Source organism: Flammeovirga pectinis, assembly GCF_003970675.1.
Lineage (GTDB): Bacteria > Bacteroidota > Bacteroidia > Cytophagales > Flammeovirgaceae > Flammeovirga > Flammeovirga pectinis.
In genome coordinates this window covers 1,105,277-1,128,588 of the sequence record NZ_CP034563.1, presented here as the reverse complement: position 1 = coordinate 1,128,588, position 23,312 = coordinate 1,105,277, and the positions used below count along the sequence as shown (strand labels likewise).

Genomic DNA, 23,312 nt, shown 5'->3' with positions numbered 1-23,312 from the left:
TTACTATCCAATATCATATCAAATGAAATTTAAAAATTACTTATTAATCGCTTTCATCACTTCTTTGTTATTTGCTTGTACGCAAAAAGAAGAGAAGAAAGTATTAACCGACTACACAAAGTATGTGAGTACTCAAGTTGGTTCATTATCAGATTTTAGATTATCTACAGGAAATACATATCCTGCTGTAGCCACACCTTGGGGAATGAACTTCTGGACACCTCAAACCAATAATAATGGCGATGGTTGGGCATATATGTACCAAAAAGATAGTATAAATGGTATTAAACAAACACACCAACCAAGTCCGTGGATAAATGATTATGCTGCATTTTCAATTTTCCCAATGACTGGTGAAGTAAAGTTTAATGAAAAAGAAAGACAATCTAAATACACTCATGATAATGAAGTTGCAAAACCTCATTATTACAGTGTTAATTTAGAAACATATAATACAAAAGCAGAAGTTGCTCCAACTACAAGAGGTGCAATTTTCCAGTTTACATTCCCTAAAACTAAAGATGCAATAGTATTAGTAGATGGTTATAACCAGGGCTCTTTTGTGAAGATAATTCCAGAAGAAAAGAAAATTATTGGTTACGTAACAAACAACCATGGTGGTGTTCCTAAAAACTTTGCTAACTATTATGTTATTCAATTTGATAAAGAATTTACAACACAAGGTACTTGGAATGGAAAAGAAGCTACTGCAAGTAAAGAGTTGAAAGCAGATAGAACTGCAGGGTATGTTAAGTTTAATACAAAAGAAGGTGAGGTAATCACAGCAAGAGTTGCTTCATCATTCATTTCTCATGAGCAAGCAGAAATTAACTTGTCTAGAGAGATTGGAAATAAGTCTTTTGAAGAAGTTAAAAATGAAGCACAATATACATGGAACGAACAGTTTAACCGCTTAAAGGTTGAAGGTGGTTCTGAAAGAAGTATGCAGAATTTCTATACTTCTATGTACCGTACATTATTGTTTCCTCGTAAATTTTATGAGTATGATGTAGACAATAAATTAGTACACTACTCTCCATATAATGGCGAAGTATTAGACGGTTATATGTTTACTGATAATGGCTTCTGGGATACGTTTAGAGCAGTTTTTCCTTTCTTTACAGTGATGTATCCAGAATTGAACAGCAATATTATGAGCGGTTTAGTGAATACATATAACGAAAGTGGTTGGTTACCTGAATGGGCTTCACCTGGTCATAGAGATTGTATGATTGGTTCTAACTCGGCATCTTTAATTGCAGATTCTTATTTAAAAGGAATTAGAGGATATGATGTTGAAACACTGTATGCCGCTATTATCAAGAATACTAAAAATCACGGTCCTCTAGGTTCAGTTGGCCGTATGGGTGTAGATTATTACAACAACTTAGGCTACATTCCTTACGATGTTGGTATTCATGAAAATACTGCAAGAACATTAGAATATGCTTATGATGATTATTGTATCATGAAATTAGCAGAAGCTCTTGGTAAACCTCAAGCAGAAATTGATTTATTTGCTAAAAGAGCAAACAATTATAAAAATGTATTTGATCCAAGTACAAACTTTATGCGTGCTAAATTAAAAGATGGTTCTTGGCAAACGCCATTTATTCCAGAAGCATGGGGTGGAGCTTTTACAGAAGGTTCTTCTTGGCATTACACTTGGTCAGTATTTCATGATCCTGCTGGATTAGCAAGATTAATGGGTGGTAAAAAAGCATTTGGTTTAAAACTAGATTCAATATTTACAACACCATCTATTGCAAACCATGATTACTATGGGTTTGAAATTCATGAGATTACAGAAATGAAAGTAGCAGATGAAAAATATGGTACTGGGCAGTATGCACATGGTAACCAGCCAATTCAACATGCTATTTATCTATACGATTATGCAGGTCAGCCTTGGAAAGCACAAAAATGGGCTCGTAAAGTTTTAAAAGATCTTTACAGTCCAACACCAGATGGTTTATGTGGTGACGAAGACAATGGTCAGACGTCAGCTTGGTATGTATTCTCTGCTTTAGGTATGTATCCTGTAGCTCCTGGTACAAACGAATACGCAATTGGATCTCCTGAGTTTGGTAAAGCAACAATGGCTTTAGAAAACGGAAAAACATTTACTGTGGTAGCAAATAACAATTCTGATGAGAATGTTTATATACAATCTGCTACATTAAATGGAAAATCATTTAACAAAACATATTTAACGCACGAGCAAATTATGGCTGGTGGTGAGATTGTTTTTGAAATGGGTAATCAACCTAATAAAGACTGGGGAACTGCAAAAGACAGTGCACCATTCTCTATGTCAGGGAAGTTATAATCTTATTTTAATTACGAAGAAGGCCATCAAATTAATTTTTGATGGCCTTCTTTTTTTATAGCGTGATTCCTAAACCAACCTCAGGTCCTTTAATTGTTGCAGTTCCAATTTTAAGAAAACGGTAACCTAATTTTAGAGACATTCGGTTAACATACCATTTTAAATCAATATTTCCTTCGTGGAATTCAGTTGTATCAAAAGAACCAAAATACCAGTTAGTATATATGCTTATTGGTTTCATAAAGAAAATTTCTGTTCCTATATTAAAGTTCGCTCCATCAAAACCATCACCTAGAAATAGTCTAGAATATCCAACACCAAACCAAGTATCCAAACCTGTAAAAGCAAATCGGTGGTACGTAGCATTAATGTGCATAAGCCCCATATCACTTTGTTCTCTTTCAGAGATTTCTTCTCTATAAAAACTACCCTCAATGTCAATACTAATTTTAGGCATGAAAAAGAAATTGAAATGTGAGTTTAAACCATAAAGAGTTTTCGACTCATAAAAACCATTTATTTCAAGACTTGATGTGAATTTAGTTGCTAATTCTTTATTACGTGTATATCTACCGTAACCCTTTTGCATGTAAGGGTATCTCTGTAATTTAATTACACTACCATATCTATGTAATTGGAAATCTTGTGGAGCTCCAATTAATAGTAACCTAAATATTGTAAATAAAATATTCATTGTTTCTTCATCATATTTATCTCCATCACCACTTTGAGTGCTAGGAGAGGGAGATGACTTTTTAGTTTGTACATCTTTTTGAATCGAATTTATTTTGCCTTGTCCAGCAACATTTAAACTGATAATACAGAGTACTAATAATAGAGTAGCTTTCATAAAGAAGAGTAGTTGTTTAGAATTATGGCAATTTCTACAATATTCTGACAATAAAAAATAATAAAGGTGGTCTTAAATAATAGAATTGATACATTTGTACTATGGAAGAGAAGAATCAAAAACAGCCAAATAACCCACTACATGGAGTTAAACTTGCTGATATGCTAGAATATTTAGTTGATTATTATGGATGGGATCAACTTGCTCATAGAATAAGAATAAATTGTTTTAGTAATGATCCGTCTGTAAAATCTAGTTTAAAGTTTTTGAGAAGAACACCTTGGGCTAGAGAAAAAGTAGAACATTTGTATCTACAAAAAACAAAAAGACAGAAATAACAAAAAAAGACCAATGAATATCACTGGTCTTTTTCTTATAAACTAAACTAACAAACAAACTTCCAACTAATATTTTATAACGAATTACAATTAAGTTATTTCGTTCTTGTTTTCTTTATTGATACCTCAATTACAATATAATTATTTATATAATCAAATGTTTTGTGTGTGTTTTACGCTTATATTGAAATTGTACTATCATATAATTAAAATTATCTTATTTTTTTCTTAAATGAAGTATAAATCAATCCAGAAGTGATTAAAAAAGGGTTTTTTGATGGAAATAAGTAATTTTGAGATATCATAAGTTGTAATACTATATATTTGGTTTGATAATGGAATTTAAGAATATAATTTTATATAATTAAAAAAAGACCTATGTAAAACATGGGTCTTTTTCTTTATAAACTAAACTAACAAACAAACTTCCAACTAATATTTTATAACGAAATACAATTAAGTTATTTCGTTCTTGTTTTCTTTATTGATACTTCAATTACAATATAATTATTTATATAATCAAATGTTTTGTGTGTGTTTTACGTTTATATTGAAATTGTACTATCATATAATTAAAATTGTCTTATTTATGCATTTTAAGTGAGTAATCAATCATTTATTTTATATAGAAATAGTTCATTATGAGATTATTCGGAAAGGTAGGAGTGTTCAATATTATCGTAGGATATACTTAATTTGATTAAATATTGGAAAATAAAAAAAGACCTATGTAAAACATGGGTCTTTTTCTTTATAAACTAAACTAACAAACAAACTTCCAACTAATATTTTATAACGAATTACAATTAAGTTATTTCGTTCTTGTTTTCTTTATTGATACCTCAATTACAATATAATTAATTACATAATCAAAAGATTTGTGTAAGATTTACGCTTTTGTTAAAATTGTACTATCATAAAATTTAAATCTTCCTATTTAACATTATTAGTGAAGAATTAATCACTTATTATATAAATAAATAAACAAAATTTTAGAAAATATCTGATTTTGGGATTGTAAAGAATTTGGGAATGAATATTTGGGTATAGTAGTCACTTTAGATATAAAATTGTGTAAAAATAAAAAAGACCTATGTAAAACATGGGTCTTTTTCTCTATAAACTAAACTAACAAACAAACTTCCAACTAATATTTTATATCGAAATACAATTAAGTTACTTCGTTCTTGTTTTCTTTATTGATACCTCAATTTGTATGATTTTTCATAGACAGACAAATAATAGCACCATCAATCTGTATGTTGTTAAAATTGTTATATAAGAAAGTTAAAATACTACAATTTAAAAAAATGATGGAACAGAATATTAAAATTTAGGCATAATAATACCCCTCAATATTTTAAAAAAATAGAGAGGGGCCTCATTATTAATTGGGGGATATCCTAATGTATGGATTCCCTAAGTAAGTACATCTTTATTAAAGTAAAACTCTATACAGAGAATCACTTATTAATAGTTGCCCTAATAAATAGGGGAATGTAATAACTAGTTAGATATATAACATGTTAAGACATTAGATAAGAAGAGTTAAAATTAATAAATAATTCTTTCTCCCCTTAAATATCACTTTTAAAATATAAACTTTAAAAGTTTTGATATTATAAAGTTAGAATAATTTTCATTCTATTAAAAGAATATACTTAAAGTTAGAAAAATAATGTTTAATCATCATAAATTATAATTCTATATTTTTAAATATAAATACTTTCATACATTAAGTTAAGGCACGGATAGTCTGCTATTTACAGTCGTCGATAGATTATCTATTTAGATTTTCATCTTAATTATTGTCTATATTTTTTTTTCGTACTACTTACACATAAAATGCCTAGAATGGGGTATTTATGGTCATTTTGATAATCAATTATTACGTAAGTATATAAAGTAAAAACAAAATTATTAATTTTTAATCTATGCAATACAATTGTAAATAGTCAAGCTTTAAATCTGTATCATAAAATATAAGTAGTATAAATTGCTTAATATATGTTTGAGTATTAACTAGTTCATGGCTATAAACATTAACTATTTATAAGTTAAAGGATATTTTTATTAGCAATTCTAAAATAATCAAAGCATATTCATATTTAAACATATATACCAATAGGTACATCATCATTAATAGTAACCATAAATTTTTGAGAGTACTTATAAACACCTAACTAAAAAAGTTAAAATGCCACATAAATTCCATCCAGAAAGTTTAATGATGACTCATGGTTATAAACCTGAGCTTTCTGAAGGTGCTGTAAAGCCACCTATTTTTCAAACGTCGACTTTTGTATTTAAAACAGCAGAAGAAGGTAAAGCTTTTTTTGAAGTTGCATATGGATTAAGAGAAAAAGGTGAGAACGAAAACCTAGGTCTTATTTATAGTAGAATTAATAACCCCAATCTAGAGATTTTAGAAGATCGACTTTGTTTATGGGATAAATCTGAGGATTGTGCCGTATTTGAAAGTGGTATGAGTGCAATTAGTTCTGTACTTTTAGAATTTTCTGCTCCAGGTGATTTAATATTATATAGTGCTCCAACTTATGGTGGTACAGATCATTTTATTCATGATCTTTTAAAGAAAATTGGTGTTACTAGTATTGCATTCAGACCACATCATACTAAAAAGGATTTAATTAAATTGATAAAAGATAGTGGTAAGGCCGATCGTTTATCATTAATTTATTTAGAATCTCCTGCAAACCCTACAAACGATTTATTTGATATTGGAGCTTGTGTAAAAATTGCAAAAAAGTTTTCAACTAAAAAGAAAAAAGTTCACGTTGCCGTAGATAATACTTACATGGGACCTTTGTGGTCTAACCCACTAGAATTAGGGGCTGATTTAGTAATGTATTCTGCTACAAAATATATAGGCGGACATAGTGATTTAATTGCTGGTGCAGTTTTAGGAAATAAAGAAGTAATGCAGAGAGTTAAAACACTGCGTACCTTCTTAGGTAATATGGTTGGTCCGCATACTGCATGGTTACTTTTAAGGTCTTTAGAAACTTTAAAAGTGAGAATGGAGAAGCAAATGCGTAACGCAAAGAAAGTTGCTAAGTACTTAAATGATCACCCAAAAGTTGATAAAGTTCATTATTTAGGGCTAATACCTAAAGGAACCAAAGATTATAAACTATATAAAAAGCAATATTCTTCTCCTGGTGCAATGGTATCTTTTGATATTAAAGGAGGAGAGAAAGAAGCTTTTAAATTCCTTAATGGTTTAAAATTAATGAAACTCGCGGTAAGTTTGGGTAGTACAGAAAGTCTTGCTCAACACCCTGCAAGTATGACACACATTGGTGTAGATCCTAAAGAAAGAGAAGAATTTGGCATTACTTCTAGTTTAGTAAGGTTATCTATTGGTGTTGAAAATGCTGAAGATATTATTTGGGATATCGAAGAGTCTCTAAATAAGGTTTAAGTAAAAAGAATGCCCCATTACTAATCAAGTAATGGGACATTCTTTTTAAAAATACTTTTTATATTTATTCTTCTTCTTTTACAATAATTCTAGGATTATCGTTTTCAATAAAAGACTCTTTTTGTTCTTGTTTCTTTGCTTTTCGTTCCTTTTTAATCTCCTTTCTTTCTTTAAAGAGTTCCAAAGTACTTTTCCCTGAATTATTTGCATGCATATCTTGAATGTTTAATCCTTGAGCATTTACAAATAAAGCAGTTAGAATAATCGTAACGGTTAATGATAAAGTTTTCATTTAATAAGTAGGTTAGGGTAGTTTAATATTAAAAAAATCAGGTATTAATTTACTAACACAAATAAAATTGAAAATATTTGTAAACACTAATTATTAAAAGATTATTTCTTAAAATAATGCAAGATTACATAATGTTACGCATCGTAATTAATGTTATTCCTAATTTTTCATTGAATTAACGCTTCAAAACCCTACTATAATATTGGCCTCCTTTATAATGGATATATATATTATAGATTCCTTTGTCAAATTTAGACATATTTATATCTGTAATTCCACAACCTTCAGATTCAAAAATTATTTTATCGTTAATACATTTTATACAGATCGAAAATTTATCTGTTGGTAGAGGTGTATGTATTTTAGTAATATCATATACTAAAGTAGGATAGACCATCCATTTATTCTGAGAAGTATTTTTCTTCTTAGATCGTTTTATTTTTTTTAGGAGCATGGTAAAGAAATAGCAATGATGAATAACAATCTGTGAATTTATAAATAATTAAAATTTTAAAAAATATATCAATGTTTAATTTAAATTAATGACGAAATATATTTTGTACAACATTCTTTTTCGCAAAAGAATAATTAATATATTCAATACTTATGAAAAAGATAACCTAGAAGTAATAATAGTATAATCTTCGATTTTAGTCTCTATAAGCAGTTTTTGACTAAAAGAAACATTCTTTTAACTTGAAGAAACCTACCTAGACAACATAACCTGATACATTTGAAGTGTAATTAATACAGCTACTATGATTTAATAAACTATTGGAAACTATTCTCAAAACTCCAATCTAATGAAGTGTATTAATGTACTACTCAATTTTTTAACTACACAAGACTTATGAAAAAAAATTTAACAGCAATTCTGCTATTTTTTTGCTCGATAGCATTCGCTCAAAACACTGTATATCAAAATAACTTTGATGTCTATACTTCTCAAGAAGATATGGTGGAGCAAGGTGATTTTATATTACAAGAACTACAAGACCTTGCAGACGAACAAGAAGTAACTCTTGTTATAGGTGAAGAAGATGGAAATAAATTTATTTCTTTTGATACGCCTGGTGCAACTACTTCTAAAAACACAAATATAAGATCTACAGAAGAAATTAATTTTAAAGCTGGAGTTACTTATACTTTAACAGCTAAAGCAAGAGGGCCATTTGCAAGAGGGTTAAGAATAATTAATACTACTACAAATGGGCCTGCATTTTCAGAAGCAAATTACAATGCTAGAAATGACGAGACGTTACGTGCGGAATGGTACGAACACTCATTAGAGTTTACACCTGAGGCTGATTTTATTGGTATTGTTGCAATGTTTAGAGGATGGAATTCTACTCTTGACATTGATGATATACTACTAGTAGATAATCAAGAAGCAGTGGAGGAAGAGGAAGAAGTAGAAGAAGAAACCCCTGTTGAGGAACCTGTTTTCTATTTATATCAAAACGATTTTGCTGCATATTCAGAAAATGAAAGTTTAATTGATGGAGATTTTAAACTAGACGTTTTTCAATTACCAGAACTTGAAAGAACTTTAGAAACAGTTATTGATCAGCAAGACGATAATCAGTTTTTACAATTACAAATTATTGATGCAGCGGCTTCTGCTAATACATTAGTAAGTGTTATGCAAGATATCCAAGTAAAGGCAGGTATTGAATATACTTTAAACATTAAAACTAGAGGAGCTTTTAGAAGAGACATCAGAATTTTAGAAAAAGATAATGGTGTTATGTTTGAATCTGATGAATATAACGCAACTAATGATGCAACTTTAACTACTACTTGGTACCAACATACTTTAGTTTTTACACCAGAAACGGATTTTACTGCTCAAGTTTCTGTTTTAAGGTTATACTATGGTTCTTTAGATATTGATGATATTATGTTATCTACAACTTCTGAAGACGCACTAAACCAAGAGACTCCTTTAGATCCTGATGCTTTATATCACAATAATTTTGCTTCTTATACTGTAGATCAAGATTTAAATGCTGATAATTTATTTTCTTTTGTTGCCATTGATAATGAAGATGGAGAAAGAACATTAACAGCAATTGATAATAATGGAAATAAAGTATTAAAGTTTGATACACCAAATACAACAATAAAATCTAATACAAATATTATTGTTGATCAAGAAATTCAATTAGTTCAAGGCCGTAAGTATATGTACTCGGCAATTACAAAAGGTAAATTTGATAGAGACCTTAAAGTTTTTGATACAGAAACAAATGAAGCTATAATCTCTAGCGAAAATTATAATGCTGGTAATGATGATATTGTAGGTGCAGAATGGCACGAACAAATGGTTGAATTTACAGCAGAAGCAGATTTAACTGTACAACTAGTCATTACTAGAAAATGGAATGGTCTTTTGGAAGTCGATGATATTAAATTAGTGGAAGTTCCTTTAGAAGAAGAAACTGAAATTGACACAGAAGCTATTTACCATAATAATTTTGCTGGTTATGATGAGGAAACATTAATAACTTCAGATTTTGATTTTGTTAAAGTTGAACAAGAAGATACTGAAAGAACAATTGTTTCTGAAATTCAAGATAACAATAACTTCTTGAGATTTGATACTCCAAGTGCTACAGGTGATGCTACAACTTACATTTACACTGTAATGGATTTTGAATTTAAAGCAGGTACAACATATACCTTATCTGCAAGAACAAGAGGACAATACATGAGAGGACTAAAAGTTCTTAATAGTACAGGTAATACAATTGTTTTTGAAAATAGAGGTCATAATGCTGGTACGGCTGAAGTTGCATCAAACGAATGGTACACAGATATGTTAGTATTTACTCCAGAAACAGATTTTACTGGTAAACTAGCTGTTAATAGAGATACTAATGGTATTTTAGACATTGATGATTTACTATTGTCATCTTTCATTGAAGAGGAAGAAGAAACTCCTGTAGATGAAGAAGAGGAAGAGGAAACTCCTGTAGACGAAGAAGAGGAAGAAGAAACTCCCGTAGATGAAGAAGAGGAAGAAGAAACTCCTGTAGACGAAGAAGAGGAAGAGGAAACTCCTGTAGACGAAGAAGAGGAAGAAGAAACTCCTGTAGATGGTGAAGTAACAGCAATTGATCCTGCTCAAAATAGTTTAGTATCAGTTTACCCATCACCAACAACATCTTCGGTAACTGTAGATACTGGAAATGAGCAAATTGTTTCTATAGTGATTGCTAATTCAACAGGTAAAATTGTACAGAAATTATCAACTAATTTAAATTCACAAGGAAGTACACTTTCTTTTAAATTGAATAATGCTCTAAATAACGGAGTATATATAATCAAAATTAATTGTGTAAATAATCAATTCACTAAACGAGTTGTATTAAATAGATAATTAATTTTTAATTGAGATTTGGAACACGACTAAGAAAAGGTCATCCTGTAATGGGATGGCCTTTTTTTATGGCTATTAATTTACTGATTGAGTGGTCTTTATAAAAATGTCTGATATTTATCAGTTTTTGATCTGTTTTATTACAATTGTCATTACTTTTTAGAACACAATCTTTGCATCACCATATCATAAATATCTATCTAAAGATTCGGAAGATAGGTTTAGACATGGTGGTTATCATCTATTAAATAATTGATGAAGTTTAAAAAGGCAGCAATAAAAGGCTTTAATAGTTTTATAGGTATAGGGATTTTAGGTTTATTACAAATGTATTTTAAAGATGATTTAGTACTTCTTACAGGAGCGTTTGGAGCAACATCAGTTTTATTATTTGCAGCACCAGAATCTCCATTAGCACAACGTAAGAACATGTATTTTGGGCATTTAGTCTCCGCTATTGTTGGAGTAACATGCTATAAATTACTTTTTGATTTATCTCCAGAGTTTGCAGTTGCAACCGCAGTTGGTATATCAATATTCTTAATGACGGCTTTAAATATTTTACACCCACCCGGAGGAGCAACAGCATATATAGCTGTATATGGTAATTCAGCAATACATGAGTTGGGTTATTTATATGTTTTCATCCCGGTATTAATAGGAGTTTTCTTATTAGATAATATACAACGAACACAAACCAAATTGACAAATGAAAATTGAACAAAAAACAATCGACATCGTAAAGGCAACAGCACCAGTTATTAAAGAACATGGTGTTGCAATTACAACACATTTCTATAAATTAATGTTCGAGAAAAACCCGGAGCTTAAAAACGTGTTTAATATGGCACATCAAGCAGAAGGAACTCAACCACAGGTATTGGCAGGGGCTATTCTTGGCTATGCAACGTATATAGATAATTTACCAATGTTACAAAGTGCAGTAGAAAGAATTGCACATAAACATGTTAGTTTAAGTATTCAGCCCGCACATTATGCAATTGTTGGAAAACACTTAATACAAGCAATTAAAGATATTTTAGGCGATGCTGCTACAGAAGATATTATTACTGCATGGACAGAAGCTTACGGTATATTAGCAGGTGTTTTTACCCAACGTGAAGGAAGTTTATATACAGATGCCATTAACAATCATGATGGTTGGGTTGGTTTTAAAAACTTCATGATTACAAAAAAAATAATTGAGAGCGATGAGATTACCTCATTCTATTTAAAACCAGAAGAAGGTAGCTTATTACCTTTTACTCCAGGGCAGTATATTGCAGTTAGATTAAAAGGAGATGATCATGACCATGCTCACATGAGGAATTATTCTTTAAGTGATTCTCCTGAGAAAGATTATTACAGAATTTCTGTAAAAAGAGAACAGGGGTACGCACAACAACCTGACGGTATTGGTTCTAATTATCTTCATGATTTTATTGGTGAAGGAGATACTATTGAAGTGGGTATTCCTGCCGGTGATTTTACTTTAGATACGGATTCCAAAAGAGATGTAGTTCTAATGAGTGGTGGGGTTGGTCAGACGCCAATGCTATCTATGTTGAATTATTTATTAGTAGAAAAATCTGATAGAAAAATAACATGGCTACATGCTGCTAAAAACGGCTTATCACATGCTTTTAATACATATGTAGCTGAGTTGTCTGATAGTAATGAGCAACTTTCTCATCAATTTATTTATAATAACCCACAACCAACAGATAAAGGTGTACAGTCTGGGTTTATTGATTTAGATTTTATTAAAAATAATGTTCCTAACTATAAAGAAGCAGAATATTATTTCTGTGGACCTAAGTTATTCATGAAGAATATTATTAATCTTTTAGCTGTTCTAGGCGTGCCAGAAACACAAATTAATTTTGAGTTTTTTGGTCCTGCTGAAGAACTAAAAGCTGAAGATGAAGCAATGGCATAGTACAAATTAGTTGATATTTTAAACCTCTTCTTTTTATAAAGGAGAGGTTTTTTAATTTATGGGAAGAAAAGCATCTTTCAAGGGAAAAATAGTTTGGTTGTTGTTACTAAAAATGTGTCATATTTGAGCCTACATTTACAAACAAACCTAATTTTATGAAAAACACTAAAATCGTCGGTGGACTCTTATTACCATTTAGATTAGTTACTTCTTGGCTTTTTTTATCTGCTGTGTTACGCAGATTGTTCTTAAACCCTGCAAAGCACGACATGGAAAGCCCAATGTGGATTGGACATAAGATTAATACTTTTTACCCACATGCAAATGGTATTTTTCAAGATGTTTTGGGTTACTTAGTTGTTAACCCTACAGAAATGAATTGGTTTACTTATGTATTTACTTATTCAGAGCTATTGGTTGGTATATTATTATTGTTTGGGTTCTTTTCTAGATTCACAGGGGCCTTTTTGTTATCACTTGCAATTGGCTTAATGCATACGGCAGGTTGGTTAGGCCCAACGTGTTTAGACGAGTGGCAGATTGCTTCTTTATTAGGTACAGTAGGAGGTGTTTTATTACTTTTTGGTAGTGGAGATTATTCATTAGATAGTTATTTAACAAACAAATACCCAAAGTTAGTAAGTAATCGTATCTGGTTGTATGGTACGCAACTTACAGAATTAACTTCATCTAAATATTATAAAAATACTATTATTGGTTTTTCTATAGTAGCGCTCTTGTATGTAATGGGAACCAACCAGTTATTACATGGTGGTGTTTGGGGAACATTGCATAATTTCTCTACAAAACCGAATATAGAAATATCTAATATTGAAAGTAATGCAACTACTTTATCGTTTGATACTTTTAGAGATAAAGGGCCAGAAACTTATGGTGCTTTTGTTGTCGAAATCAATATATATAATAAAATGAACCAGCTAATTCACAGTGTTCAAGGTAGTGATTTTGATGAAGTTAATATCTCTAATTATTATTTAAATAAAGTATTTTTTAATGAGAGATCTATAGTTTTTCCTTTGGGTGGAAAAGCACAATTATCTTTAGAAATTCCTAATAAAATAGTAGACAATATTCGTACAATTGAACTTGTGGATATTAGTGGGAAAAAATTTGTAATGAATTTATAAAAGGTGTGTTATGAAAAAAATACTTTTATTCTTACTTGGTTTAATTACTTTAGGAAGTTGCTCAACCAATAATGATGAGTTATTAATTTCTATTAAAAGTGATAAATCCCTTGATGTCACAATAAACCAGATAAAGGAGAATGCTTTACATCTGGGTTGGTCTGTAACAGCAATCCGAGATATGAAACAGAAATTACAAAATAAAGTGAATAGGGATATAGGAGGTGAAGTAAAAATTATAGAATTATGTAAACCTGAATATGCTGCTGAAATACTTAGTATTGATGATAATAAATATTTATCAGTTTTAATGCCTTGTAGCATTTCTGTAATTGAAAATAAAGATAAAGCTGTCTTTATTACATATTTGAATATACCTAAATTTTCTGAAGGTCTTACGGATGAAACACAAGATATTTTAAGAAAAATATATACTGATCAACAAGAATTATTACAACTTTAATTATTGAGTGTACTACTTAATAATCAAAAATTATAAGTCTTTGTTTCTGTAATTGATGTTCTGATTAATAATAATTTCAGTGCAAAATTATAGAAATAAGGACTTTTCTTTAAAAAGATTGATAAATATCACTGTATTAAGTGATGTTAAGACATTTGTTGCGACAAATGATGATTAATAATCGTCTATTATAGTGACATAAGTCACAAAATATAAAATAATAAAACAATGCTAAGGCAGCACGCATTTATATCGATTTCAGTAATCTTACTTTTATTTAATTTAAACTTTTCTAAAGTAAGTAATAGCTTTTTTAATACAGCTATTGTAGAAAACTCTGTTCCTCAAGAAGTGAAAAAGGATAAGGACAAGGATAAAAAACAAGAAAAGACAAAAACTCCTCCTAAAAAAAGTACTGATAAAAAATCAGTAGAAAAAAAGGAAAAGAAAACGTCTACAGTTAGTTATCCAACCTTACTTGAAGTTATAAGAGGACAAAATAATGAAAGCATTAATACAAAGTAATCATTTCATAAAAAAAATAAAGGCTATCTCATATCAAAGTTAATGAGATAGCCTTTTGCTTATAGTATTTTTTGAACTTATTTATGTTTTAAAACCCAAAGTTCAACTTTTTCAGATTCACGTAAATTAATTGTACGTTTTGTTTTATCAGAAGCTTTCTTAACCGATTTAGTTAATTTCAATTCTAGCTTAAAACGTCCACCTTCATCAACTTCTTTCTGAATAGGGTGTTCTGTTGTTGTCTCTGCTATTTCAGCTAAATTAGAGAATATAATTACAATCTGCCCGTCTTCTGCTAAATGACTTACAGCATCTTTAAAGAAATCTGGAAATAAATTATCTGGATAATAGATAGCAATGTCATTTTTATCTGCATCGCTTTTAATAGGCAACCAAGGCGGATTAAAAACAATTAATTCGTGAGGTTTCTCCCATTTCCCAAATAAGTTACCGTAGTCTAATTCAATTTTACGCGACAATTTTGTTGTCCCCATAAATTCTTTTAAACCTACAATTGCATTAGGGTTTGTATCTGTAGCAAATACTTTTTGGAAACCATGTTGTACCATTTGCATGGATAAAACACCACAACCTACGCCAATATCATAAGCCGCTTTTTTAGGTCCTTCGTATCTTTTTAACCAGTTGTCAAAAAGTACCAAATGATCAAAACGGGTAGGGAAGTACGTACCATAATAAGGATGTACTTTATTTCTTAAAACAGGTACTACCAATCCTTTTTTGTTCCATTGCCAAGCACTATTTAGTCCTTGTATTTCTGGAAATGATAAAATAAAGTCGGGAGTATCCGCATAAAGTTTTTCTAACCAACCAATTGATGGTGCTTTCTTAACTGCTAATTTATGGTCCTTAATTTTTATAAGAACTCTGTGCGAAAGGTCTCTGTATTCCTTTCTAAAAGCACGTTGTTCTTTAAAAGAATCTCCAGCGTATTGCTTTTTTAATTTCGTTTGGATTTGGTGTAATAAATCCATTCCATCTTTGTACGCTTCTTCTACAAGAACATATTTTCCATCCTGAAGTGCCTCAATAGTAGCACTAATAGGAGAGTTTTCTGTAAAAGAAGTGTATTGTATATCTGAACCAATCGGTGTTGGTTTATTAATCTTAATTTCTGATTCCATGCTCTTATATTTTTTGTAAGTTAAGTAATTAAAACCTAGTTAAATGATTTATTCGCAAGCATTGTCTATAATGCAAGAAATAGTGTGCTTAACAGATGTTTTATGGACTAACTTTTTTTCTTTTTTACACCTCTAACCGCTTCTTCCGTCCAAGGGTCTTCTGGCCAACTATGTTTAGGATACCTTCTTTTTAAGTCTTTCTTGACTTCAAAATAAGCATTGTTCCAAAAGCTATTTAAATCAGAAGTTATCTGAACAGGCTTAAAACCTGGTGATAGCAAATGTAACACCACCTTTTGTGTACCATTATTTACAGTAGGTGTTTCAGAAAGACCAAAACATTCTTGTAAGCGTACAGCTAAAACGGGATCGTTACCGTTCTGTAAATATTTTAATTTTATGTGAGAACCACTTGGTACAGAAATTTTAGAAGGAGCCAGTTTATCTAGTACTTCTTGCTTATCCCATGGTAAACTATGGTGAAGAATATCTTTTAACTTCAGTTTCTTTAAATCATCAGGGCGTTTTACTTTATCCAAGTAAGGTAATAACCACTCCTCATTTGTAAGTAATAAGGTTTCTGTAGAAACGTCTGGCCAATTCTCCTGAGGGTTCCATTTTTTTAAACTCATAATCCTAGCCTGCCATTGTTCTACCTCCTCATCAAAATTAAGGAGTTGTTTTCCTTCTTTTTTAATAGCAACAGTTATCGCTTTAATAAGGTGAGACGGGTCAGGGTCTTGAAGTGGAGTCGATTTAAGTACAATATTTCCAATTCTAAGGTCTTTTGTAGCAATTAAACCACCATCTTCTGTGTCCCATGTAACAATTTCTTTTTCCCTTACCATAGGGGCAAGGTCTTTAGGGTCTAAGGCAGAAGCCATAAAAATTTTACCCATTCCATCTCTAGCGTCAATATGGGCAACGGCTAACCATTGTTCATCTGCAAGATCATCTCTATGTCCGGCAGCTGCAATTTTACCATTTGCCAATTGAAATTGTGCATTATTACCTGGTTTAGAACAAGCAATTCTTTCTGGATAGGCATGTGCTAAAAGTACACCCGTTTCAAAATCATCAACTTCATCGTTTTCGGGTTGCATTTTAAATAGTCTACGGTAGGATTCCGCTACTTTTTCAATTTGTCTAAATCTTCCTCCTGTATGTTTTTCTGCTCTATATCTTCTTAAACCTTCAACTCTTAAATTAATATCAATACCCGCTTCTCTAGGTAAAGGGTCTCTTTCTTCAACAATTGCAGCTAAATCTGTTGCTAAATCGAGTAAGTCATGCTTCTCTGCATATAACAACATGTGTGAAATCCTTGGATGACAAGGCAATCTATGAATTGCTTTACCATGAGTGGTAATTTTATTATTTTCTAATGCCTCTAATTGTTCGAGTGTTTCTCTTGCTTGTAAAACATGCCCTCGTGGAGGCGGAGTAACCCACGATAATTCGGCAGGGTTTATAATACCCCATTGTGCCATATCCAATACTAAAGAAGCTAAATCAGCTTGTTCAATTTCTGGAATTCTTTGTTCGTCTAATCGAGAATTTGTTGCAGCACTCCACATTCTATAACACACACCCGGAGCTAATCTACCTGCTCGGCCAGCTCTTTGGTCTGCGGCATCTTTCGATACCATAACGGTTTCTAATCGTGACAAACCAGAATTTGGATCAAATTGTTGCGTTCTTGTAAAACCAGTATCTACAACAATTGTCACACCTTGTATTGTTAAACTTGTTTCAGCAATAGAAGTAGCCAAAACAATTTTTCGTTTTCCTTCTCTATTCGGAGATATTGCAGCTTTTTGTTTCCCATGCGATAGCTGACCATATAAAGGATGGATCGCAAAGTCTTTTAACTGACCTCTTAAAATACCTTCGCATTTTCTAATCTCACCCTGTCCAGGTAAAAAGCACAAAACATCACCATCATGCTCTTGTACAGCATTCATAATTGTACGTGCAGTTAACTCTGGAAGGAGAAATTTATCAGAATCGCCCACATAATTAAGTGCTACTGGAAACATTCTACCTTCACTTTCTACAATAGGACAATTGTCTAACATGGCAGAAAGTTGTGGCATATCTAAAGTAGCCGACATGACCATTATTTTAAGATCATCTCGTAATACTTGTTGTGTTTCTCTACACAAAGCCATTGCCACATCTGCATGTAAACTTCTTTCATGAAATTCATCAAAAATGATAAGTCCAGCATTTTCTAATGCATTATCAGAGTGAATCATGCGTGTTAGAATCCCCTCGGTAAGTACTTCTATTCGTGTCTCTTCGGATACTCTGGTATCAAACCGAACTCTATAACCGACAGTTTGACCAACTTTTTCACCAAGTAACTCGCTCATTCTTGTAGCAATTGATTTAGCTGCAAGTCTACGAGGTTCTAGCATATAAATTTTCTTGTCTTTTAGCCACTCTTCATCTAATAATGTAAGAGGTATTAAAGTACTTTTTCCTGCACCCGGAGGGGCTTTTAATATAATTGTTGGTTCCTCTTTTAATAGGTCAATTACTTTAGGAATAATTTCCTTTACCGGAAGGTCTATTTTTGAATAATCTATCGCCACTGAGTTGATTTTTATTGAGGATGCAATTTAGGGAAAAAGTAATTTCTTTTAACTATGATGCGAGGGGAAAGGGTAAATTGTTATCAAAGGTTTTATGTAATGATAACTCTTTGAGTAATCTAAGTATATAAAAGATAATAGGTGGAAATTCATTTTGATGAAATAATATTTAGAAATAAAAAAAGGGAAAGCGTCTCCACTTTCCCTTCTTTATATTTTAATATGCTTTATTCTGGAGCATTTTTATCGTCATAAGTTAATTTTAAATCAAAACCATCAAATCGATCAATAATATCTTGGGATATTGGCCCTTCAAAATTATTATTATGAAGTTCTAAAGTTCTAAGGTTATTATGTGTAGCAAAAAAATCAGGTATCGTTCCTGAAAATTGATTATTTGAAAGATAGAGTCTTCGTAGTCTATTTAATTGTTCTATTTCTGGGGGATACTTCCAGAAAGTTGATTATTAGAAAACCCTATATATTCTAATTTTGATAAATTACCTAATTCTTTAGGTATCTCTCCTGTTAGTAGATTATTCTGTAGGCCTAGGCTAACTAAGCTTTCCATTAATCCAATTTCACTTATTATACTTCCAGTTAGGTTATTACCTGATAAATATAAGTTAGTTAACTTATCCAAATTTGCAATTGCATTAGGGATTGTACCTGTTAAATCACCTTCTAAGATGAGATAAGTAAGATTGGTAAGATTACCTAATGCATTTGGAATATTACCTTTTAGTTTTCCTATTAAACTTAAATAGGTTAAGTTTTCTAAATTATAGATTAATGATGAGATTTCTTGTTCAGATATATTAGATATTGATAATTTTTTTAAACTCGTCACATAATACAGTTCATTTGGTATTTTTATTTCTGTTCCTACAATTTTAATCTCTGTAAGTTTTTTCAAATTACCAATAGACATAGGTATTGAATGAATGTTTTTATTTTCTATATCTAAATAATGTAAATTAGAAAAATTACCAATATTTGGAGGGATAACTAATGAAGAATCATTATCAATATCTAGTTTTATAAATTCTAATTGAGTTAACATACCTAACTCATTATTAAAATCAGCTGCTAATTTATTTACATCTGGATAATTAGGTTTTGGATAAGTTTTTATATCTAAAAACTTTAGCTTTTTTAAAGAGCTTAGATTACTTCCAATTGCTTTTTCAGAAAATATTTTAGAAAAATCTAATTTTTCTAAGTTCACAAAATTGAATATGTTATTAAAATTAAACTTAGCACTTGTTATAGTCAATGAAGTTAGTTGATTCATTGAGAAAAATTGAATTGGGAATGTATTTTCATTAGAAATACCACCACCAATAGTTCTATGACTAATTTCTAATGTTTTAAGATGCGTTAAATTTTCAATAGAAGCAGGTAAAGGCTTAATAATATGAAGATCTAAAGAATCAATAAATCCATTTTCATTAACGTTTACTCCATTCCATTCATTAAAAGGTATATCATCCTCCCAATTAAAATACCATCCATTAGGATGTAGTGTTTCTTTAATTTCCATCAACACTTCTTTTTCCGTCATTGGAGTATATTCCTCACCAAAAAAGACTACATCATTCTCTTGATTGTAGTTTACAATTACAGCAACTTCATAGTTACTCTTTAGTTCAGAAAATTGAGTCAGTTTAACTCTATCAACATCCTCTTTGGTGTAATTTACACGAACAATTGGGCTGATCGTATTTTCTACTATACTAAAGAAACCCTCTTTATTTTCTGTGAAATTTAATAGTGCATCTTCTGTATAAACATCTGCAGAAGCAGCAGGGTATTTATTTTTAAAAGTATCAGAAAAAGTAAGTTTCACCTTCGCATTTAATAAAGCACAAGTAATATCTATAGCAGTATTACTCCTGTTTGTAATAGTAAACTCTTGTGTAGCAGAATACAAAGGATTGTCAAAAGCGGCAGGTTGTTCTTCTCCAGAAGTAACCAATATTGAGTATTTTCCTACTTCTAATTCTTCTTGTTGTGCCATGTCAGCATAGTTGTCAAATACAGCAACTTCTTCATCATTCTTAAGAATTTTCACTAAGAAATTATCTGTAGAAGTAGTGTTGGCAATTCTTCCGAAACTGACTTCAGTAGTGTTGTCTAAAGCAATGTTTAAAGAGAATGTACCTGTATATTCAACAGGTTCTTGATCAGTTTCTTCTGTTGTACATGAAAAAAGACCTAGGAATAGGAGTATGCACAGTACTTGTGCTTTTAGAGTTGTTTGCATGATTTGTAAAATAGTTGCTAAATAATAGTTTATAGTTTTGTTAACCAGTTTTTATATTACAGTTAACGTAGCTTATCCTAAAAGTATGGAAAATTTATTAAAAAAGTTAAACTCAATAATATTATTCTCTTATCCACACAGAATCATATAGATAAGGTGATTTTCATTATTTTTAAAATGAATATTTATTCATATTAAGATAATGAACGTTTACAGGCACTAACTCAATCTAATTTGCTCCGTTAAGAATATATATAATTTAAGAAATAACTATTTTTAAAAACGCATTCATGAAAAAGTCAATATTAACTGTTTTAATCTCTTTGTTCTCTTTAGGTATCTTTGCTGAAAAGGTGGATAACATCCAGTCTTTTACAGTACAAGACAAATATCAAGAGTACGAATTAATTAATCATTTTAAGAACCTTACAAGTTCAGAATTTGATGAAGAAACAGTAATCACTGAAGATCAATTTCAAATTGTTAAAGAGATTCATCTTCATAACGAATACAAAGAATATACTGTTAAAGTAACAACAAACAGAAAAACAGATATTAGACTTGTTGAGTTTGTTACTATAGGAGAGGAACAAGCTGAACAGACAAAATAGTCTGATTTAGATATACAAAATTGAAGGTCAATTCATTTAAATGGGTTGACCTTTTTTTGTGTTTATAGATTTCAAAACTTTAAATTTTCTAAAAATATCATTTATAAAGTTAGATACCTTAAGGTATTTTATGAGACGAATAATTTATTTTAACTAATTATTAATAAATAATGCTAAAATGACGAAAATAGCACATTTTGTGTTTATTTTTGATCAAAATGTGTATCCTTTTTAGTTGGATCATATTGTATATTGCAAGCAAACAAATTATCTAAGCGTACATTTAAATGTATCTCTACATACATATTTAATGTTCATTAATTTTTGAAGTGAATTTATTTATAAGCAAACAAGTGTTTTTCTTAAACATCAACTATTATTATAGTAGTTCTACACGACTAATTTTTTAACATGAAAAAAGGAAATTTATTATTCTTAACCTTATTCGCATTTATAGGTTTAGGATGTCAAAAAAGCAACACAGACACATCATCTAAAAAAGAAGTAAAAAAGCCAAATATTATATTGGTTTATCTAGATGATTTAGGATACGGAGATATTGGAGTGAACGGAGCGAAAAGCTTTAAAACACCAAATATTGATGATCTAGCCAATGGAGGAATTAATTTTACAAACGGTTATGCTTCTTCTGCAACTTGTACACCATCAAGATATGCAATTTTAACAGGGCAATATCCTTGGAGAAAAAATGCAAGAATATTACCGGGTACAGCTCCATTATTAATAGATACAGCACAAGTAACATTACCTAAAATGTTACAGAGCGTGGGGTATAAAACAGCAATTATTGGTAAGTGGCACCTTGGTTTAGGTGGAGCGAACAAAGATTGGAACAAACATATTTCTCCTGGTCCTAACGAAGTAGGTTACGATTATTCTTATATTATGGCAGCAACTCAAGATAGAGTTCCTACTGTATATATAGAAGATGGTAATGTAGTAGGGTTAGACCCTAACGATCCGATAGAAATTGACTATAAAAACAATTTCCCTGGACAAACTTCTGGTAAAGAAAACCCAGAATTAACTACAATGAAATGGCATCACGGTCATAATTCATCAATTATTAATGGTATTCCTAGAATTGGCTTTATGAAAGGTGGTAAATCTGCTATCTGGAGTGATGTAGATATGGCAGATCATTTTCTAGGTGGTGTAAAAACATACATCCAAGAAAATGCAAAGTCAGAGAAACCATTCTTTTTAACGTATACAATGCAACAACCTCACGTTCCAAGAACACCACATCCTCGTTTTGCAGGTAAATCTGGTTTAGGTCCAAGAGGTGATGTAATCTTAGAAGCAGATTGGTGTATTGGTGAGTTAATGGCAACATTAAAAGAACAAGGAATTTTAGAGAATACTTTAATTATTTTCTCATCTGATAACGGACCGGTTTTAAACGATGGTTACAATGATGATGCCGTAGAAAAAATTGGAGATCACAAACCTGCAGGTCCATTTAGAGGTGGTAAATACAGCCTTTTCGAAGCGGGTACACACGTGCCATTTATTACTTATTGGAAAGGACAAATTCAACCAGCAACTTCAGACGCTTTAGTTTGCCAAATGGATTTATTCTCTTCTATTGCAGATTTAGTTGGAAGTGATGTTAAAGGTCCTGATTCTGAAGATATATTACCTGCATTCTTAGGTACATCTAAAGTAGGTAGAGAATCTTTAATTTTAGAAGCAACTACTAGAACATCTTTAAGAAAAGGTGACTGGATTTTTATTCCTGCTTATAAAGGCCCAGCACTTAATAAGCATGTTAATATTGAATTAGGTAATTCTAAAACGGTAGCACTTTATAATTTAAAGCAAGACCCGTCGCAACAAAATAATGTTGCAAAAGAAAATCCTGAATTAGTAGCTCAGATGCTTAAAGAATTTGAAACCTTAAGAGGTAAAGGTTATAAGAAAACAACCCAATTAGAATTGAAATAATTTATTGTTTTGTC

The 23,312-nt window shown here is 30.7% G+C and carries 18 protein-coding genes; 11 read left to right on the top strand and 7 right to left on the bottom strand.

Annotated features, from left to right (window positions below):
* Window positions 1-22 precede the first annotated feature (22 nt).
* Complete coding sequence (locus EI427_RS24440) at window positions 23-2,329, top strand: GH92 family glycosyl hydrolase (RefSeq protein WP_126620010.1); 2,307 nt, start codon at window positions 23-25, stop codon at window positions 2,327-2,329.
* A 55-nt stretch (window positions 2,330-2,384) separates the two neighbouring features.
* Here the strand turns inward: EI427_RS24440 and EI427_RS24435 are convergent, their stop codons facing one another.
* Window positions 2,385-3,179 (bottom strand): hypothetical protein, encoded by a 795-nt coding sequence (locus EI427_RS24435; protein WP_126620008.1) that lies wholly within the window; start codon window positions 3,177-3,179, stop codon window positions 2,385-2,387.
* A 101-nt stretch (window positions 3,180-3,280) separates the two neighbouring features.
* Here EI427_RS24435 and EI427_RS24430 point away from each other — a divergent pair, with 101 nt between their 5' ends.
* A complete protein-coding gene (locus EI427_RS24430) occupies window positions 3,281-3,517 on the top strand; it encodes a VF530 family protein (protein ID WP_126620006.1) in 237 nt (78 codons plus the stop codon).
* A 2,197-nt stretch (window positions 3,518-5,714) separates the two neighbouring features.
* Window positions 5,715-6,962, top strand: a complete 1,248-nt coding sequence (locus EI427_RS24425) for a cystathionine gamma-synthase family protein (protein WP_126620004.1) — start codon at window positions 5,715-5,717, stop codon at window positions 6,960-6,962.
* A 64-nt stretch (window positions 6,963-7,026) separates the two neighbouring features.
* On the opposite strand, the gene EI427_RS24420 is transcribed toward EI427_RS24425, so the two are convergent.
* Together EI427_RS24420 and EI427_RS24415 are read right to left on the bottom strand one after the other, a co-directional pair.
* A complete protein-coding gene (locus EI427_RS24420) occupies window positions 7,027-7,254 on the bottom strand; it encodes a hypothetical protein (RefSeq protein WP_126620002.1) in 228 nt (75 codons plus the stop codon).
* A 175-nt stretch (window positions 7,255-7,429) separates the two neighbouring features.
* Window positions 7,430-7,708: a hypothetical protein gene (locus tag EI427_RS24415; protein WP_126620000.1), complete on the bottom strand. Its 279-nt coding sequence runs from the start codon at window positions 7,706-7,708 to the stop codon at window positions 7,430-7,432.
* A 396-nt stretch (window positions 7,709-8,104) separates the two neighbouring features.
* On the opposite strand from EI427_RS24415, the gene EI427_RS24410 reads away from it, so the two are divergent.
* The 6 genes from EI427_RS24410 to EI427_RS24385 all read left to right on the top strand — a co-directional run bounded on the left by EI427_RS24410 (window position 8,105) and on the right by EI427_RS24385 (window position 14,711).
* A complete protein-coding gene (locus EI427_RS24410) occupies window positions 8,105-10,636 on the top strand; it encodes a T9SS type A sorting domain-containing protein (RefSeq protein WP_126619998.1) in 2,532 nt (843 codons plus the stop codon).
* Window positions 10,637-10,891: 255 nt separating this feature from the next.
* Window positions 10,892-11,356 carry an HPP family protein gene (locus EI427_RS24405; protein ID WP_126619996.1) on the top strand — a complete coding sequence of 155 codons (465 nt, stop codon included), beginning with the start codon at window positions 10,892-10,894 and terminating at the stop codon, window positions 11,354-11,356.
* Window positions 11,346-12,575: an NO-inducible flavohemoprotein gene (hmpA, locus tag EI427_RS24400; RefSeq protein WP_126619994.1), complete on the top strand. Its 1,230-nt coding sequence runs from the start codon at window positions 11,346-11,348 to the stop codon at window positions 12,573-12,575. The genes EI427_RS24405 and hmpA overlap by 11 nt, the downstream gene beginning before the upstream one ends.
* Before the next feature lie 155 nt (window positions 12,576-12,730).
* Window positions 12,731-13,723: a TQO small subunit DoxD gene (locus EI427_RS24395; protein WP_126619992.1), complete on the top strand. Its 993-nt coding sequence runs from the start codon at window positions 12,731-12,733 to the stop codon at window positions 13,721-13,723.
* A 10-nt stretch (window positions 13,724-13,733) separates the two neighbouring features.
* Window positions 13,734-14,186 (top strand): DUF302 domain-containing protein, encoded by a 453-nt coding sequence (locus EI427_RS24390; RefSeq protein ID WP_126619990.1) that lies wholly within the window; start codon window positions 13,734-13,736, stop codon window positions 14,184-14,186.
* A 228-nt stretch (window positions 14,187-14,414) separates the two neighbouring features.
* Complete coding sequence (locus EI427_RS24385; RefSeq protein ID WP_126619988.1) at window positions 14,415-14,711, top strand: hypothetical protein; 297 nt, start codon at window positions 14,415-14,417, stop codon at window positions 14,709-14,711.
* A gap of 77 nt (window positions 14,712-14,788) precedes the next feature.
* Here EI427_RS24385 and EI427_RS24380 read toward each other — a convergent pair whose 3' ends face one another.
* The 4 genes from EI427_RS24380 to EI427_RS24365 all read right to left on the bottom strand — a co-directional run bounded on the left by EI427_RS24380 (window position 14,789) and on the right by EI427_RS24365 (window position 20,719).
* Entirely contained in the window at window positions 14,789-15,856 is a 1,068-nt protein-coding gene (locus EI427_RS24380; RefSeq protein WP_126619986.1) for a methyltransferase, read from the bottom strand.
* 107 nt (window positions 15,857-15,963) lie between these two features.
* Window positions 15,964-18,453 carry an ATP-dependent helicase HrpB gene (hrpB, locus tag EI427_RS24375; protein WP_126619984.1) on the bottom strand — a complete coding sequence of 830 codons (2,490 nt, stop codon included), beginning with the start codon at window positions 18,451-18,453 and terminating at the stop codon, window positions 15,964-15,966.
* Between the two features lie 227 nt (window positions 18,454-18,680).
* Complete coding sequence (locus tag EI427_RS26465) at window positions 18,681-18,890, bottom strand: leucine-rich repeat domain-containing protein (RefSeq protein ID WP_126620453.1); 210 nt, start codon at window positions 18,888-18,890, stop codon at window positions 18,681-18,683.
* Window positions 18,887-20,719 carry a leucine-rich repeat domain-containing protein gene (locus tag EI427_RS24365; RefSeq protein ID WP_126619982.1) on the bottom strand — a complete coding sequence of 611 codons (1,833 nt, stop codon included), beginning with the start codon at window positions 20,717-20,719 and terminating at the stop codon, window positions 18,887-18,889. Before EI427_RS24365 ends, EI427_RS26465 begins: the two co-directional genes overlap by 4 nt.
* Before the next feature lie 290 nt (window positions 20,720-21,009).
* Between EI427_RS24365 and EI427_RS24360 the strand changes: the two genes are divergently transcribed.
* Both EI427_RS24360 and EI427_RS24355 read left to right on the top strand, forming a co-directional pair.
* Entirely contained in the window at window positions 21,010-21,330 is a 321-nt protein-coding gene (locus tag EI427_RS24360) for a hypothetical protein (RefSeq protein WP_126619980.1), read from the top strand.
* Between the two features lie 411 nt (window positions 21,331-21,741).
* Window positions 21,742-23,298: a sulfatase-like hydrolase/transferase gene (locus EI427_RS24355; RefSeq protein ID WP_126619978.1), complete on the top strand. Its 1,557-nt coding sequence runs from the start codon at window positions 21,742-21,744 to the stop codon at window positions 23,296-23,298.
* Window positions 23,299-23,312 lie beyond the last annotated feature (14 nt).

What these genes read in the sequence shown, in the direction of transcription:
- EI427_RS24440 (WP_126620010.1), top strand. Translation starts at nt 23, where the DNA reads ATGAAATTTAAAAATTACTTATTAATCGCTTTCATCACTTCTTTGTTA.
- EI427_RS24435 (WP_126620008.1), bottom strand. Translation starts at nt 3,179, where the DNA reads ATGAAAGCTACTCTATTATTAGTACTCTGTATTATCAGTTTAAATGTT.
- EI427_RS24430 (WP_126620006.1), top strand. Translation starts at nt 3,281, where the DNA reads ATGGAAGAGAAGAATCAAAAACAGCCAAATAACCCACTACATGGAGTT.
- EI427_RS24425 (WP_126620004.1), top strand. Translation starts at nt 5,715, where the DNA reads ATGCCACATAAATTCCATCCAGAAAGTTTAATGATGACTCATGGTTAT.
- EI427_RS24420 (WP_126620002.1), bottom strand. Translation starts at nt 7,254, where the DNA reads ATGAAAACTTTATCATTAACCGTTACGATTATTCTAACTGCTTTATTT.
- EI427_RS24415 (WP_126620000.1), bottom strand. Translation starts at nt 7,708, where the DNA reads ATGCTCCTAAAAAAAATAAAACGATCTAAGAAGAAAAATACTTCTCAG.
- EI427_RS24410 (WP_126619998.1), top strand. Translation starts at nt 8,105, where the DNA reads ATGAAAAAAAATTTAACAGCAATTCTGCTATTTTTTTGCTCGATAGCA.
- EI427_RS24405 (WP_126619996.1), top strand. Translation starts at nt 10,892, where the DNA reads ATGAAGTTTAAAAAGGCAGCAATAAAAGGCTTTAATAGTTTTATAGGT.
- hmpA (WP_126619994.1), top strand. Translation starts at nt 11,346, where the DNA reads ATGAAAATTGAACAAAAAACAATCGACATCGTAAAGGCAACAGCACCA.
- EI427_RS24395 (WP_126619992.1), top strand. Translation starts at nt 12,731, where the DNA reads ATGAAAAACACTAAAATCGTCGGTGGACTCTTATTACCATTTAGATTA.
- EI427_RS24390 (WP_126619990.1), top strand. Translation starts at nt 13,734, where the DNA reads ATGAAAAAAATACTTTTATTCTTACTTGGTTTAATTACTTTAGGAAGT.
- EI427_RS24385 (WP_126619988.1), top strand. Translation starts at nt 14,415, where the DNA reads ATGCTAAGGCAGCACGCATTTATATCGATTTCAGTAATCTTACTTTTA.
- EI427_RS24380 (WP_126619986.1), bottom strand. Translation starts at nt 15,856, where the DNA reads ATGGAATCAGAAATTAAGATTAATAAACCAACACCGATTGGTTCAGAT.
- EI427_RS24365 (WP_126619982.1), bottom strand. Translation starts at nt 20,719, where the DNA reads ATGCAAACAACTCTAAAAGCACAAGTACTGTGCATACTCCTATTCCTA.
- EI427_RS24360 (WP_126619980.1), top strand. Translation starts at nt 21,010, where the DNA reads ATGAAAAAGTCAATATTAACTGTTTTAATCTCTTTGTTCTCTTTAGGT.
- EI427_RS24355 (WP_126619978.1), top strand. Translation starts at nt 21,742, where the DNA reads ATGAAAAAAGGAAATTTATTATTCTTAACCTTATTCGCATTTATAGGT.